We start from the raw sequence: 15,437 nt of genomic DNA on the forward strand, positions 1-15,437 counted from the left end.
TGTTACTTAGGATATGTTACCATAACAACAATTTTTAATGCCAACCTACTTATATCAAATTTTGGATTCATGGATGCAGTTGAATTATTAGAAACAATTACACACTTGATTAAGCAGGCTGAAAAAGGGGAAATTGACCCTTGGGACGTGCGAGTTATTGAGGTGATTGATCATTACTTGGAATTAATGTCACCAGAAGCAAGAACTATCAGGGGCTATGAAAGTGATTTGTCTCAATCTGGACAGGCATTTTTATCAGCATCAAAGCTTGTATTATTCAAAGCCAACACATTAATTCAACTATCAACAGTATATAATACCCTAGAAGAAGTTGTAGATGATACACTATTAACAATAGAAGATGGATTATTGTCTCCTGGCCACCCCGTGCAATTGGAGCAACGCTTGCGTCGTCGTCCAGCAGCTATGCCTCCCCCAAAACGTCGGGTAACGTTGCAAGAGTTAATCAACCAATTGCAAATTATGGCCAGCCAGCTAAAACTGGTAGAAAAAGTTGATAAACCTAAACGGCTCAAACGCCAGTCTAGTGTCCAAACCATGCGGGAAGCTCTAGAATTGGCGCACCAAGAAAATTTAACAGAAGTCGCGTTAGAAATAGAGCAGGTGCTACATGGTGCTGCTCAAGAGCAGAATTTAGAGAAACCATGTTGGAACCTAGAACAACTGATAGATTTGTGGATACAGACAAAGCAACTCAAAAAACATGGCTCAGGTCATGAATCGGAATACGGTAACATGATTAGCGTTTTTTGGGCTTTACTGCTGCTGTCGGCTCAATCGAAGGTAGAACTATTTCAACAAGAATTTTACCAGGAAATTCAAATCCGCTTACCTACTTAAAGGCAGGAAGCAGGGGGGGGACTTCTATCTATTCCCAATGACCAATGACCAATGACTAAGGAATAAAATTTTATGAAAGCGATGATTCTTGCAGCGGGAAAAGGTACTCGTATCCGCCCCATCACATATACAATTCCTAAACCAATGATTCCCATACTGCAAAAGCCAGTCATGGAATTTTTACTGGAGTTATTACGTCAACATGGTTTTGACGAAATAATGGTCAATGTTAGCCATTTGGCGGAGGAAATAGAAAGTTATTTCCGTGATGGTCAGCGGTTTGGGGTGCAGATTGCTTATTCTTTTGAAGGTAAAATTGATGATGACGGTAAACTGGTGGGGGAAGCTATCGGTTCGGCTGGGGGTATGCGTCGGATTCAGGATTTCTCACCATTTTTTGATGATACGTTTGTAGTATTGTGTGGTGATGCTTTAATTGACTTAGACTTAACTTCGGCGGTAAAGTGGCATAAATCTAAGGGAGCAATCGCTACTATCATCACTAAATCTGTTCCTAAAGAAGAAGTTTCTAGCTATGGTGTGGTAGTTACTGACGAGGATAACCGCATTCAAGCTTTCCAGGAAAAACCGACTGTTGAAGAGGCTCTTAGCACTAATATCAATACAGGTATTTATATTTTTGAACCAGAGGTGTTTAAGTATATACCCTCTGGAGTAGAGTATGATATTGGTAGCCAGTTATTTCCTCAATTAGTGGCAGATAATGCCTCTTTTTACGCCATTCCCATGGATTTTGAATGGGTAGATATTGGTAAAGTTCCTGATTACTGGCGAGCAATTCGTGGGGTTTTATCAGGGGAAATCAAAAATGTACAAATCCCTGGACATGAGGTAGCTCCTGGTATTTTTACTGGGTTAAATGTATCTGTAAATTGGGATAAAGTTGATATTAGTGGACCTGTTTATATTGGGGGAATGACCAAAATTGAAGATGGAGCAAAAATTATTGGACCTTCGATGATTGGTCCAAATTGTTGGATCTGTAGTGGAGCTACTGTAGATAATAGTGTAATTTTTGAATGGTCGCGGTTAGCTCCAGGAGTTCGCTTGGTAGATAAGTTGGTGTTTGGGCGTTACTGTGTAGATAAGACGGGAGCATCTATTGATGTCCAAGCTGCGGCTTTAGATTGGCTGATTACTGATGCTCGTCAAACTCGACCTTCCGAAATACCTTTAGAACACCAAGCGATCGCTGAATTACTGGGAGCAAACTCAATTTAGTCAGTTGTTCTTTGTCAGTTGTCAGTTGTTCTTTGTCAGTTGTTAGTTGTTCTTTGTCAGTTGTCCATTGTCCGTTGTAATTTGCTACTAACCAATGACCAATGACCAATGACCAATGACCACTGACCACTGACCACTGACCAATGACCAATGACCAATGACCAATGACCAATGACCAATGACCAATGACCACTGACTATTAACTATTCAAGTAAGTATATCGTTGTAAACTTTGCTCGTAAGTTTGTAGTAGTCGCTGGGATTCTGCTAAGGTAATGTGCTGTTCCTCTAAAGCTCGTTCACAACGTTGACGAATATTTTCTACCATGTCTTCAGCATCATACTGAACGTAGCTAAGGACTTCGCTCATGGTATCACCCTTGACAACGTGTTCAATTTGATAACCTTTGGGGGTTAAATTGATGTGAACGGCGTTAGTGTCACCGAAAAGATTATGTAAATTACCCATAATTTCCTGGTATGCTCCATTCAGGAACATTCCCAAATAATAGGGTTTTCCTGGCTCAAACTTGTGCAGTTCTAATACTGATTTAACATCTCGCAAATCTATAAAGCGGTCAATTTTCCCATCACTGTCGCAGGTTAAGTCTGCTAAAATGCCTCTGCGGGTTGGTTCTTCATCAAGACGATGTATAGGCATGATCGGAAATAGTTGATCTATCGCCCAACAATCTGGTGCTGATTGAAACACAGAAAGATTGATATAGTAAATGGAAGCCATGATTTTTTCTAGGTCTTCCAACTCATCGGGTACGTATTCTTCCTGACGGATGATAGTTAAAACTTTTTGACAACAAGCCCAGTAAAGACGTTCGGCCTTAGCGCGTTCATTCAAGCGCAAAATTCCTAAATTAAAGCGACTGATAGCTTCTTCTTTGAATTGAGCAGCGTCGTGATAAAATTCTTGGTAATTTTCCTTATTGATAGATTGGTAAGTTTCCCACAGGTATTTAATAATTGGAGATTCTCCGTCTTGGGGAGGATCAGGAGGATCAAGGGGGACATCACTGGTACTGAGAACGTCAAAAATTAACACTGATTGGTGAGAAGAAATCGCCCGACCACTTTCACTAACAAGAGTAGGTACGTTAATTTGCCGTTCATCACAGGTATCTTTTAACTCAGCTACAATGTCATTAGCATAGTTTTGCATATTATAGTTTTTCGATGTGTAGAAATTCGTTTGCGATCCGTCATAATCTACACCCAAACCACCACCAACATCCAAGTATTTCATATCTGCCCCTAGCATCGCCAATTCTACGTAAATACGACTAGCTTCTTGAATGGCATCCTTAATAACATTGATAGCGGAGATTTGTGAACCAATGTGAAAATGTAACAATTGTAGAGAACCGAGTAAGTCAGCTGCACCTAATTTTTCCACAGCTTCCATAATTTCGGGAATTGTTAAGCCAAATTTAGCGCGATCGCCTGTAGAAGTTCCCCAGCGACCCATACCTTGTGTGCTTAATTTTGCTCTAACTCCCAAAATTGGCTTAATTCCTAATTGACGACTAGTAGCAATGGCTAAATCCACCTCTTCAATTTGCTCTAGGACGATAATTGGTGTTTGTCCTAGTCTTTGGGCTAACATAGCGGTTTCGATGTATTCCTGGTCCTTGTAGCCATTGCAAATTAACAATGCTCCAGGGGTATCCAACAAAGCCAGAGCAATCATTAATTCTGGCTTAGAACCCGCCTCCAAACCAAATTGATGGGGTTTACCAAACCGTACTAAATCTTCAATGAGGTGGCGCTGTTGATTGCATTTCACCGGAAACACACCTCGATATACACCAGGATAGTTATAGCGGGCGATCGCCTTAGCAAAACAAGCATTCAAGCGCTCAATTCGGTCTTCCAAAATATCGGAAAAGCGAATTAACATCGGTAGACCCAAATTACGCTGCTTTAAAGCATTTATCAACTCAAACAAGTCCAGAGATCCACCACGTTCACCCTTGGGGGAGACAGTAACATGACCAGCAGCATTAATTGAAAAATAAGGTCTTCCCCAACCCTCTATTCGGTAAAGGTCTTCACTGTCCTCAATTTTCCAAAGCAGAGGTAAATCTCCCGTATTTTTACTAGGTATTAATAGTTCCTTCTGTTTTTTGCTTTTCAATTCAGCTTTATGTACATTAGATGGCATTTTTACAATCTCATCAGCAGTTGACTCAACACCCATTTTTCCTGACCTCTTTGTTTTGCTCACGAAATAACAATTTAACAAAATAGTCTAGTAAAGGATATACCACTAGGAATAATTTCTGATGAAGAGCGTGATTGCTCAACCAAGTCCAGGTAACAAATTTTTCTTCCCTTGTGTCTCCTTTATCCTGAGAATAGTTACAAAAATCTGCGTTTATCTGCGTTTATCTGCGTTTAATTACCTATTGCTATATCTAACGGGGAAAAGAAATGGTAATTCAATCCGGTTATCCCCCATTCTCAGGGAAAATTGCCCAGACTACTAGACAAAAGACATCAATACAACTGACAATTAACCCATCAAAATTTGATTATGTTTTTGGAGATAGATTTGGAACGCACATTTTTAGCAATTAAACCCGACGGTGTACAACGCGGCTTGGTGGGTGAAATTATCCGCCGTTTTGAAACTAAAGGCTTTACCCTAGTTGGGTTGAAGTTTATGAAAGTCAGTAGAGAATTAGCGGAACAACACTATGGTGTTCACCGTGAAAGACCTTTTTTCCCTGGTTTAGTGGAATTTATCATTTCTAGTCCAGTTGTAGCAATGGTTTGGGAAGGAGAGGGCGTTGTTGCAGCAGCGAGAAAGATTATCGGTGCCACCAACCCCTTAAACGCAGAACCAGGTACAATTCGTGGCGATTTTGGCGTTAATGTAGGTCGTAACCTGATTCACGGTTCTGATGCTCAAGAAACAGCCCAAACAGAAATCGCTTTATGGTTTAAGGATGAAGAATTAGTTGCTTGGCAACCCCATTCAAAACCGTGGTTAAATGAGTAATTAGGTAATAGGTAATGGGTAATGGGTAATGGGCAGTAAAACTCTTAACTGTTACCTGTCACCTGTTGCCTTAAATGAATATAAAAATTGAATACTCCATAAGAAATTTTGAAAATATCCTTATAATAATCATCAAAATATTTTAGCAATTGATATTACAGCAGTTTGAGATCAAACGCGGTACAAAGATGGTAAACTTTAAAGATGGAAAAGAAAGAAAATAATTGAGATATATATGGCAGCAGCATATTCGACTGATATAAGACAAAAAATATTAAGTGCTTGGCAAAATAAAGAAGGTACGCAAAGAGAGTTAGCAGCGAGATTTAAAGTGAGCCTATCATTTATCAGTGAATTTTTCCGCCAATATAGAGAAACGGGGAAGATAGAATCCAAACCCAAACGTGGAGACCGCAGTTCTTTAATTAAAGGCAAAGAGGAAGAATTGTTGAAAAAATAGTGATAGATCACAATGATATATATTTATGGGAAATTCAAGCAGCTGCTATTTCTGACATTTTTCCTGCTCATAGATGCCTAAATTCCTGTGATTTTACCTGGGGAGTTAAATCATATTTCTCAACAGTAAAAGCGATTCCTGCGGGGTGCTTTGCGATCGCCTTTGGTACTGAGTTCCGCACAATCGCACCTCTCCACCATTATCTAACTAAGAGCGATCGCTTCGATAAGCTTTGCTAAATGAAACCTTTCGCGTTAGTGATCACAAATGTTACAATGTGGCTATGTTGTAAATCAGGGTTAAAAAAATGAAAAAAGAAGACGCAATTGAAAAGCTAAAACGTCAAATTCAATTAATTGATAATTTAAAATACATAATTCCAGGAACACAATATAGAGAAAAAGAAAAACTCTTTATTAAATGGAAACGAGATACAGAAATTTTGATTGAACAAATATTTGAAAAAGATTCTCGACATACAGAGGAATTTAAAAATATTTTTTATAGTGGATCTGCTGTTCATTCCTTGACTCCTCAACAAGAATATGAACGAGAATTAAAGCAAGGCTTAGAAAAAGGATGCCCAATTTTAGAATCAATGATAAAGGAAATAGAAGATTATTGGGACGAAAAAAACATCAATCAACCTATTATTCCTGCTTCAGATAATATTAAAATTCTTTGTGATAGGTTTCATTTATTTGCAAGACAACTAAAAACCAGACACAGTAACAGAAGTACAATAGAAATTATTGATGAGTATGATGTTCAGGATTTATTTCATGCTTTACTAACTTTATATTTTGATGATATCAAAGATGAGGAACCGACTCCAAGTTATGCCGGTGGATCTTCAAGAGTTGACTTTCTTTTAAGGCAGGAACAAACTATTATTGAACTTAAGAAGACACGCGAAAAACTGACTGATAAAGAAGTTGGAGAACAATTAATTATAGACATTGCTCGTTATAAATCACATCCTGACTATAAAACTCTCATTTGTTTTGTTTATGATCCAGAAAGAAGAATTAAAAATCCTCGTGGTCTTGAAAACGATTTAAGCAAAACTACAGATGGTATGATAGTTCAAGTTTTTATTAGACCAATATAATTGTATAAATTGAATAAAATCATATAAATATTTTTTCGTTTTTTTAATCAAAAGCGAAATTTCTTTATTTTTACTCCAATCTTTATCATCCCAGCACCATATTATTCATTATACTCAACCACCACCGCAATAGCCGCAGCGATTTCTTCCATTATTTGACTCGAACATTCTCCAATTTTACGGACTAATCTTTGTACATCTACACCGCGCAATTGTAAAATATCTACAGCAGAATCTTTCGACAAACTATTCTTGATATTTGCCTCAATCTTAACGTGCCAAATATTTTCAGCATAATATTCCTTCCAATCTGTAATTGGTGCAATTAATTTAATCGGTAACTTACCAACACCATCAGAACTGACAATTATAGCGGGTCTTACTTTTTTAATTTCTGCTCCCACAATTGGATCAAAATTAGTTAGCCAGATATCACCCCGTTTAAGAATAGAAGAATTAGTAATCAATTAAGTCTCCCATTTGTAATTCTTGCCATTCTGTGTCTTGCTGGTAATGCTCTAACATTAAATCAGATTGTGACGCTAAAATCTTTTTTCGTTCCTCTATAGGTAACTTTATAAGTTCACGACGGCTGATAAACTGTTGTTTTAATTCATCAATATTTTCAGAAAATGTGAGTTCACCATTTTCTTCTTCTCGCTTCGCATTTTGCAAATTTTGATAAATTTCTTCACAGCGTTCTTCTCTTAAATATTGCTGCAATAACAATTGAATTTGTAACTTTTCTTCAATTGAAAACCCTTTTATTGCTTCTACAACATCAGTAAAAATCATAATAGTTATTCTTCACTTTCAATTAATCTTTGACTATTACTAAAACATAGTTTAGTTAACCAACAACACAGAATAAATAACTGCGTTTTTTGCTCAGATGTAGGAATGACCCGTACTCCTCAATAAAAATCATTATAACGAATATATCACTTTCTCCCTCTTCTTTGCGCCTTTGCTCCTTAGCGTCTACCCTTCGGGATCTCTAAGAGAGATTGCGCGAAACAAAAAATATACTAACTCACACTAATTCCGCAGCTAAAAGCCTACCTTCAACTGGTTCATACTCATCTTCTAGTAACCATAACTTAGCTGCTTCATAATTATTACTAGAAAATACAACCTTCTCACCTTGTTTTGGATCATAAATTTGACAATTTCCTTCACTGTCGCAAAGTAATAACAGAATGTATGGAGGTGATAACATCGGATCTATCCATACTTCTGTAAATTCCCAGTTATTCTTCACTAGGTCTGGTGCGGGGTATGACGTGGTATTGGTTGTCTGCATTGATTTTTATCTCCCCATAGTAAAGTGGAATACTACTACCACTTTTTAACTCTTAAACTTGTGTTTTCACTGACCTTATCTCAGCGATCTGAGTTCCGCACAATCGCACTTCTCCAGCATAATCTAACTAAGAGCGATTCCTGCGGAGCGCTTCGCTATCGCTCTGCATTTTTGTTATTTTTAGGAGAAAGCCAAGTATTTACTCATCTTCTTCATCTACCTCTTCTAAATTTAAAAATGGTAACTCACTCTTAACTTCTAAAGAATTAGATTTTTCTAACTCTGTTGGTTGTGGAAACTCAGTAGATGTAAACAATTCACTTTTAATCACTTCATCAAATAAAGAAGATAACTCAGGATATAAATCTACTGTAGCATCTAAAACCCAAAGTAAATCAAGTAATTCATGATCAAATTGCCAAGTTTGAGGACGAATATCATCTAAAGGTGAAGACTTTTTACCAGCACCGTCTCTCATTCTATAAGCTAACCAAGATTTGACAACTTCTAAACCGGAAACACTAAAATTATAAACTTCAGGACGAACATTTTCAAATACACCTCTACCAATTTTTAATTCTTGTGTACCCACATCATAAGCAAATTCTGTGGGATAATCATTTACTGTATTGGGTATTCCTATTTGACAACGAACTCTACCAACAGGAATTTTACCTGGTTTTTTACCACTGGGAACAAACCTTTCGCAATAGGTATGTAACCAAACTAAAGTGCGTCCTATTTCTACTAATTTAATAAATAAATCCCTATTTTTGGTAATGGGAATCCTTGAACCAGGTGTTTCTAGTTCATTCCAAAATTCCTTTACATATTTAGGAGTTGCAAGTATTCCATAACAGTAAGCAAAAAAATCCTCTGGGGAAATATTGTCATTGAGTATATTATTAATAACTTGCAAAACTCCATTAGTAATATTAGGTTCAGTAGCTTCAGAATTTCTCCACAGAGGAATAATATGTTTAGCACCAAAAGAACCACGAAAATGATCTAAATCAGGAATTAATGAAGTAGCAACTGCTGATGGACCATTACCTAAAACATTAGTTAATAAACTTGTCATATAAACCTGTCTATTACCATGAGAACGTCGTAAATTTGGTCTAGGGCGATCGCACAATCTATTATCTAATAAAGCCCACTGACGATCAAAACTCCGATAAGCATAACGAATTGGTTCTACAGGTAAATCTTTTGATAGTAAATTAGCAATGGGAGCTAATAAATTTCCTCTATCTTGTAATGAAGGATACTGTTTACTAATTTTTTTAGCATCTGTTTCTTTAAAAAGTTTTTTCTGTGTTCCTGGTGATTTACTAGCATTAATCAAAGTTTTCCACCGTTCCTGTAGAACTTCCTTATTTTCACCGATAGTCCATGTTCGCTTAAATTGAATACCGTTTTCTTGCCAAGGAAATAAATCAGTTAACTTTGCCCATTGCCAATAATCTGTATTACTAATAGGTAAAAATAAATCAGTCCAATTTGTAGAACATTCACGCCATTGTAAATCTTGAAAATAATGAATATTCTCTAAAATTGCTAATTTTTCTTCAGTTGTACCATCAATTCGTGTAAAATGAACTTTAGCAGGAACTTCAGGTTGAGGTTGATGGTAACAAACACCAATAGCAATAGCCACAGGAGTTTGAATTGCAAATACATTTTGGGTTTTTCTTGCTCCTAAATTATCACCTTCTAAATCAATAATCCAAAGTTCATCAAATGTTTGACGCATCACTTTTCGCATTCCCGCAAATCCTGGTCCACGCAAATAGGAAGAAGCAGTAATAAAACTGATAATTCCGGCTTTATTTTCTTCATTAGCCTCAAATACTTTCCACAACGCCCAACGCCAAAAATAAACATAGTCATTATATAAATTTTTAGCATGAACACCATAACCCAGTGCTGTTAATGGTTCAAGAAAATCCTCTAAAATAGGACGTTTTTTGATCAATTGCTCATTTTCATCAATCTTTTGTTCATCATCTCCAAATCTTACCCATCCACCTTTTCTTTTTTGATTCATTAAATCATCTTCATCAATTGTTTGACGGTTATAAGGTGGATTTCCTAAACAAACCATAACTGGTGTATTTTGTTTAATCTTCTGAGCGCGTTTATATTCTTGACCTAAAGATTTATAAATTAAAGGTAAATTACCACTTAATTCCGAGTAAGGAGATTCTAAAGTATCACTTAAATAAACATGAACACCATTTTCTGGTAAAGTCCCTCCTTCACTTAAAATTTGTTGAGTTAGACGTAAATGGGCAACAGCATAGGGACCAACTAAAATTTCAAAAGCGTGAATATTTGCTGCCGCATTTGTAGCAGCAGAAACCCTCATTCCTTTTCCTCGTAAATTACTAATTTGATCCAGTCCATGTTTAATAGCTGTTAAAATATAAGTTCCTGTACCACAAGCAGGATCTAAAGTAATAACTTTATCATCTACAAAGGAAAATTCGGCATCAAAATGTTCTGCTAATAATTCAGCTACTAATCTAACTTGTGTTTTAATCACAGGAATGGGAGTATAATAAACACCTCTTTCTTTTCGCATTTTTGGATCATATTTAGCCAGAAAATCCTCATAAAAATATAACCAAGGATCTTCAGAACCATCTTTATTTAGTGCTGTAATATCAATAGCTGCAATTATTCTTTCTAATAAATTTACAGAAACTTCTATTTGTTCCCGTGCTGCTTCATCACCCAATATTTTTAAAGCATCCGCTAGTAAATTATGACCTGTTCTAATAGTTTTAACAGCTTGTGGTAAAGATAAATCATCTGCACCGGAAAATCTGGCTAATAAAAGTGCATAGGTTAAGGTTTGAGCATAAGCATCCGCAAATTGTTGATTATCTGCATCAGGAAATAGATAATGTCGCCAATCTTTAGCTACTTGACTTAAATTAGATTCAGGATCTTCAAGAGCAGTTAAAACATCTTTTCTTAATAAGCGACAAATAGGAGCAAGCATTTCTGCTAAAGCTTTAGGTGTAGAAGGAACAATTGGTTGCCAATTGAAAAAATCGCGTAATAATATTAATAAATCATTAGCATTTTGAGCAGTGATAGCTGATGCACCCTTAGCAGTAATATCTCCTGAAAATTTAATTGTCTTTCCTATTTTTTCACCTGTGCGATAAAGTCCCCAACTATTACCATCTGTATAAATCAAATTTGGGAGACTTTTAAACTTTTCCCATTGTTGTTTATCATCTCCTTTCAATTTATTAGGATCTGCGCCTTTTCCTGGTGCTTTTAATTCAATATGTCCCATTAAAAGACGATTAATTGTTATTCCCATATCTGGCCTTCCTGAAAGTACCTTTTCTCGGACTTCAGTAACTACTACAATAGATAAATTTAAAATATTTGCTGCTGATTTTAACAAATGTTCAATTGGTGATTTTAATTGATCTTCTGCACCAAAGGAGACAGAAGAAAGTGAAAATTTAGTAGTTAAGTCTTTTGCATAGTCTTGAAGACTGGATAAAAATTGACTTTCAGCATTACTGGCCATATTACAAAAACTCTAATAATAATTGTCTAATCATCTTAGTATATATTTATTTGTAGGCTGTTATTAATTTTTTACTAAATTTAGTTCTCTTTTATATTTTCTAAAGCAAAAAAAAACGGCAGAGAACTGAAATCCTCCACCGTTCAATTAACAATTAAAAAACCTAACTAAGACTCAACACCTTGGGGTAACAACTCCCGTGTTTGCTGAGAACTAACTTGGACAATGCCATTTTCATCAACGTCAACAAGAGCAGTATCGCCGTCTTTGATGCGTCCAGACAGAATTTCTTCCGCCAAACTATCCTCCAACAAGCGCATAATTGCCCGACGTAATGGCCTTGCACCGTAACTAGGACTGTAACCCTCAGTTATCAAGCGGTCTTTAAAGCGGTCAGTGACTTCTAAGACAATGCCTTTTTCCGTCAAGCGACCAAACACTTCCTTGAGCATGATTTCCGCAATTTGGGTAACTTCGATCTTGTTCAATTGACGGAAGACGATAATTTCATCTAACCGGTTCAGGAACTCAGGACGGAAGTAATTTTTCAGTTCCTCATTCACCAAAGAACGAATTCTGTTGTATTGCGTCTCAGTCGCATCCTCAGAGAATTCAAAACCGATACCGCTACCGCCTTTTTCAATTACCTTAGAACCAATATTGGAAGTCAAAATCAGCAGAGTGTTCTTAAAGTCCACCGTCCGACCTTTCGCGTCAGTTAAACGCCCATCTTCCAAAATTTGTAAAAGCATATTGAACACATCGGGGTGCGCTTTTTCGATTTCGTCGAATAACACCACAGTGTAAGGACGACGACGGACAGCCTCCGTTAACTGACCACCTTCGTTGTAACCGACATAACCAGGAGGAGAACCGATCAACTTACTAACAGTGTGACGCTCCATGTATTCGGACATATCTAAGCGAATCATCGCTTCTTCTGAACCGAAGAAATAAGAGGCCAAGGACTTCGCCAATTCAGTTTTACCCACCCCAGTAGGACCTGAGAAGACAAAACTAGCAATCGGTCGATTGGGATTTTTCAAACCAACACGAGCGCGACGAATAGCGCGGGAAACAGCCTTCACAGCGTCATCTTGACCGATGAGGCGCTGATGTAAGGTGTCTTCCATGTGTAGCAACTTTTCAGACTCAGATTCAGTGAGTTTGTTAACTGGTACACCAGTCCAAGAAGCAACAATGTGAGCAATGTCCTCTTCCGTAACTATGGGTTCAATACCGTCACCACTAGCACCGTTACTCTTAGTTTGAGCAATAGTGCGGATTTCGGCCTTGATTTCCATTTCCCGGTCACGCAATTCTCCCGCCCGATCAAAGTCCTGAGAACGGACCGCATCATCTTTTTCTTTTAAGATTTGCCGTAGTTCCTTGTCTAATTCCTTAGCTGCTGGGGGCAGTTGGGAGTTAATTAAGCGCACCCGTGAGCCGGCTTCATCCACCAAATCAATGGCTTTATCTGGCAAATAGCGATCGCTAATGTAACGATCGGACAACTTAGCTGCCGCCACCAGTGCTTCATCAGATATCTTCAGCTTGTGGTGTGCTTCGTAGCGATCGCGTAAACCATATAAAATTTCTATTGTTTCATCAACAGAAGGTTCACCCACCATGACAGGCTGGAAGCGTCTTTCTAACGCCGCATCCCGTTCAATGTGTTTACGGTACTCATCCAAAGTAGTCGCGCCGATACATTGTAATTCACCTCGCGCCAAAGCCGGCTTGAGAATATTAGCCGCATCAATCGCCCCTTCGGCCGCACCCGCGCCAATTAAGGTGTGAACTTCGTCAATTACCAGGATGACATTACCCGCAGAGCGGATTTCATCCATAATTTTTTTGAGACGTTCTTCAAATTCACCGCGATATTTAGTTCCTGCTACCAGCAGACCAATATCGAGAGTGACCACACGCTTATCTTCCAAGATATCAGGGATATCCTTACTGGCGATGCGTGAAGCCAAACCTTCAGCAATAGCGGTTTTACCAACACCTGGTTCACCAATCAAAACTGGATTGTTTTTTGTCCGGCGACCCAAAATTTGGATGACTCGCTCAATTTCCTTGGCGCGTCCCACCACAGGGTCGAGCTTGTTATCTATGGCCATTTGAGTCAGGTTTGATCCAAACTCATCCAGCGTTGGGGTTTTAGTGCGACCAGAGGGACCACCCGGCGTAACTTCCGCCGTTTCTCCCAACATCCGAATCACTTGGGTTCTTACCTTGGTCAAATCTACATTCAGATTTTCTAGCACTCTGGCTGCGACACCTTCCCCTTCGCGGATCAGTCCCAACAGCAGATGCTCGGTACCAATGTAGTTATGCCCCAATTGGCGTGCTTCTTCCAAGGATAGTTCTAAAACCCGTTTTGCCCGTGGCGTAAACGGAATTTCTACGGCGACAAAGCCTGAACCCCGTCCTATGATTTTTTCAACTTCAATGCGAGCATCTTTGAGATTAACTCCCATTGATTTCAGCACCTTGGCGGCCACCCCTGTACCTTCGCCAATCAGACCCAAGAGGATCTGCTCAGTTCCGACAAAGTTGTGACCTAAACGGCGGGCCTCTTCTTGGGCCAGCATGATTACCTTAATGGCTTTTTCTGTGAAGCGTTCAAACATGGCATTTTTCCCATCACCTGCGTCGTGCCGGTATGCTGATTTTAGCACAGGCTAAAATTTTCGATATCTATATCAACAATATTAGATATCCAATTACCATGACACAGGTTGATGGGTTAATGAGTGGCTATTAATTATTTTTCTGGAGTTAGTGTACTGAGGAGCGTGATTCTACCAGCATTTTGGGAGGTAAATTCAAACAATAGACCATTGATGTGGGGTTTTTGATTGACCCTCCCAAATAAGAATGAATATCACACAATATCTACCATTGTCAAATTAAAAAACTTAATGATAAGTTTTTTATATGAATAAAAATTTTAATACAATATATTTTGATATAACATCAGGACAAAAAATTTATTTTATCTTCATAAATGTGGTTTACCGTAGTCGGCTTGTTAAAATTTTTTACAGAAATATCCGGTGAGCTTAAACCTCAGTGGCTTTAGCTCTGATATCTAAGCGAATAGTTCAATCTTAACCGCATAGTTTTTCTAACTCCATATATTTAAGCTCATAATTATATATCTTCTTCTGTCACTTTCCAAATTTAATGAATAAAAGAATCAGATGACATGAAATGCCTAAGAATTACATATCGTTTTTAAGTCCTAAATTTGTACCTCACCAGCCTGGGAAATGCTATATAAGTTTTTTAAATATCTCTTTTTCAAAAAAATCGCATTTAGTCATATTTATCAGTTTATTGAGAATATTATCGGTTAATTCTCAATATTATTGAGAATATAATCAATAAGCTAACGATTTTACTAGGGTATTGACTTCTTGACATTTGATGCTAATATTGTAATGTAGAATTGCCTTTTTTATGTCTAAAATTTGTAGTCAGTGAACAAAAGCATAAATTTTTGCTCTCTTGATTTGAGAGACTTTCAAGAAATAAATTACTTAGATAAATATATCCTCTCAACCACTTATTTTTCAGGAAATACCTATGAACCGTTCTCAGATAGTTGCAATTATCACAGGTGTAATTTCTATATTGCTGGCTATTGCATACCTAATTGTTGTTCAAATTATTGATTACCGGGATATGAAACCAGCGCCTATTAGCCAAGTTAGCCCAGTAGTGATAATTGCGGAAAATAATTCACCTAATTTGCAGCTTAACATACAGCAGTTTGATATCAAGTCCAGTACAAGAATAGCTATCTAAATAGGGTCAAAAAACAATCCACAATGATTAAACCAATTGAGAGCATTTTCATCAGTAATAGCATTAACC

Annotated in this window: 15 protein-coding genes; 7 read left to right on the forward strand and 8 right to left on the reverse strand. The window is 37.6% G+C overall.

Features of this window, described 5'->3' with window-relative positions:
- The first annotated feature begins 69 nt into the window (after window positions 1–69).
- Together H6G44_RS13025 and H6G44_RS13030 are read left to right on the forward strand one after the other, a co-directional pair.
- The gene (locus H6G44_RS13025) at window positions 70–861 is read left to right on the forward strand and encodes a segregation/condensation protein A (protein WP_190387566.1); all 792 of its coding nucleotides are present in this window, start codon (window positions 70–72) and stop codon (window positions 859–861) included.
- A 72-nt stretch (window positions 862–933) separates the two neighbouring features.
- Window positions 934–2,103: a sugar phosphate nucleotidyltransferase gene (locus H6G44_RS13030; protein ID WP_190387565.1), complete on the forward strand. Its 1,170-nt coding sequence runs from the start codon at window positions 934–936 to the stop codon at window positions 2,101–2,103.
- Here H6G44_RS13030 and H6G44_RS13035 read toward each other — a convergent pair.
- On the reverse strand, window positions 2,018–2,296 hold the full coding sequence (locus H6G44_RS13035; protein ID WP_190387591.1) for a hypothetical protein: 279 nt from the start codon (window positions 2,294–2,296) through the stop codon (window positions 2,018–2,020). The genes H6G44_RS13030 and H6G44_RS13035 overlap by 86 nt on opposite strands.
- A 6-nt stretch (window positions 2,297–2,302) precedes the next feature.
- Window positions 2,303–4,315 carry a biosynthetic arginine decarboxylase gene (gene speA / locus H6G44_RS13040; protein WP_190387564.1) on the reverse strand — a complete coding sequence of 671 codons (2,013 nt, stop codon included), beginning with the start codon at window positions 4,313–4,315 and terminating at the stop codon, window positions 2,303–2,305.
- Window positions 4,316–4,669: 354 nt separating this feature from the next.
- On the opposite strand from speA, the gene ndk reads away from it, so the two are divergent.
- From ndk to H6G44_RS13060, 4 genes are all read left to right on the forward strand, one after another.
- A complete protein-coding gene (gene ndk, locus H6G44_RS13045; protein WP_190387590.1) occupies window positions 4,670–5,119 on the forward strand; it encodes a nucleoside-diphosphate kinase in 450 nt (149 codons plus the stop codon).
- Between the two features lie 235 nt (window positions 5,120–5,354).
- A complete protein-coding gene (locus tag H6G44_RS13050) occupies window positions 5,355–5,579 on the forward strand; it encodes a transposase (protein ID WP_190387563.1) in 225 nt (74 codons plus the stop codon).
- Complete coding sequence (locus tag H6G44_RS13055; protein ID WP_190387562.1) at window positions 5,579–5,818, forward strand: hypothetical protein; 240 nt, start codon at window positions 5,579–5,581, stop codon at window positions 5,816–5,818. The genes H6G44_RS13050 and H6G44_RS13055 overlap by 1 nt, the downstream gene beginning before the upstream one ends.
- A gap of 68 nt (window positions 5,819–5,886) precedes the next feature.
- Window positions 5,887–6,690: a PD-(D/E)XK nuclease domain-containing protein gene (locus tag H6G44_RS13060; RefSeq protein WP_190387561.1), complete on the forward strand. Its 804-nt coding sequence runs from the start codon at window positions 5,887–5,889 to the stop codon at window positions 6,688–6,690.
- Between the two features lie 101 nt (window positions 6,691–6,791).
- On the opposite strand, the gene H6G44_RS13065 is transcribed toward H6G44_RS13060, so the two are convergent.
- The 6 genes from H6G44_RS13065 to H6G44_RS13085 all read right to left on the reverse strand — a co-directional run bounded on the left by H6G44_RS13065 (window position 6,792) and on the right by H6G44_RS13085 (window position 14,188).
- The gene (locus H6G44_RS13065; RefSeq protein ID WP_190387560.1) at window positions 6,792–7,157 is read right to left on the reverse strand and encodes a type II toxin-antitoxin system PemK/MazF family toxin; all 366 of its coding nucleotides are present in this window, start codon (window positions 7,155–7,157) and stop codon (window positions 6,792–6,794) included.
- Entirely contained in the window at window positions 7,147–7,485 is a 339-nt protein-coding gene (locus H6G44_RS20345) for a hypothetical protein (RefSeq protein WP_242031773.1), read from the reverse strand. Before H6G44_RS20345 ends, H6G44_RS13065 begins: the two co-directional genes overlap by 11 nt.
- 238 nt (window positions 7,486–7,723) lie before the next feature.
- A complete protein-coding gene (locus H6G44_RS13075) occupies window positions 7,724–7,951 on the reverse strand; it encodes a hypothetical protein (protein ID WP_375379334.1) in 228 nt (75 codons plus the stop codon).
- Window positions 7,941–8,024: a DUF6972 family protein gene (locus tag H6G44_RS20755; RefSeq protein WP_375379335.1), complete on the reverse strand. Its 84-nt coding sequence runs from the start codon at window positions 8,022–8,024 to the stop codon at window positions 7,941–7,943. The genes H6G44_RS13075 and H6G44_RS20755 overlap by 11 nt, the downstream gene beginning before the upstream one ends.
- 168 nt (window positions 8,025–8,192) lie before the next feature.
- On the reverse strand, window positions 8,193–11,549 hold the full coding sequence (locus H6G44_RS13080; RefSeq protein WP_190387559.1) for a type ISP restriction/modification enzyme: 3,357 nt from the start codon (window positions 11,547–11,549) through the stop codon (window positions 8,193–8,195).
- A gap of 167 nt (window positions 11,550–11,716) precedes the next feature.
- Window positions 11,717–14,188 (reverse strand): ATP-dependent Clp protease ATP-binding subunit, encoded by a 2,472-nt coding sequence (locus H6G44_RS13085; RefSeq protein ID WP_190387588.1) that lies wholly within the window; start codon window positions 14,186–14,188, stop codon window positions 11,717–11,719.
- Window positions 14,189–15,146: 958 nt separating this feature from the next.
- On the opposite strand from H6G44_RS13085, the gene H6G44_RS13090 reads away from it, so the two are divergent.
- Window positions 15,147–15,368, forward strand: a complete 222-nt coding sequence (locus H6G44_RS13090; protein ID WP_190387558.1) for a hypothetical protein — start codon at window positions 15,147–15,149, stop codon at window positions 15,366–15,368.
- The last annotated feature ends 69 nt before the right edge of the window (window positions 15,369–15,437 follow it).

It is taken from the genome of Aphanizomenon flos-aquae FACHB-1287 (genome assembly GCF_014698755.1).
Classification (GTDB): domain Bacteria; phylum Cyanobacteriota; class Cyanobacteriia; order Cyanobacteriales; family Nostocaceae; genus Dolichospermum; species Dolichospermum flosaquae.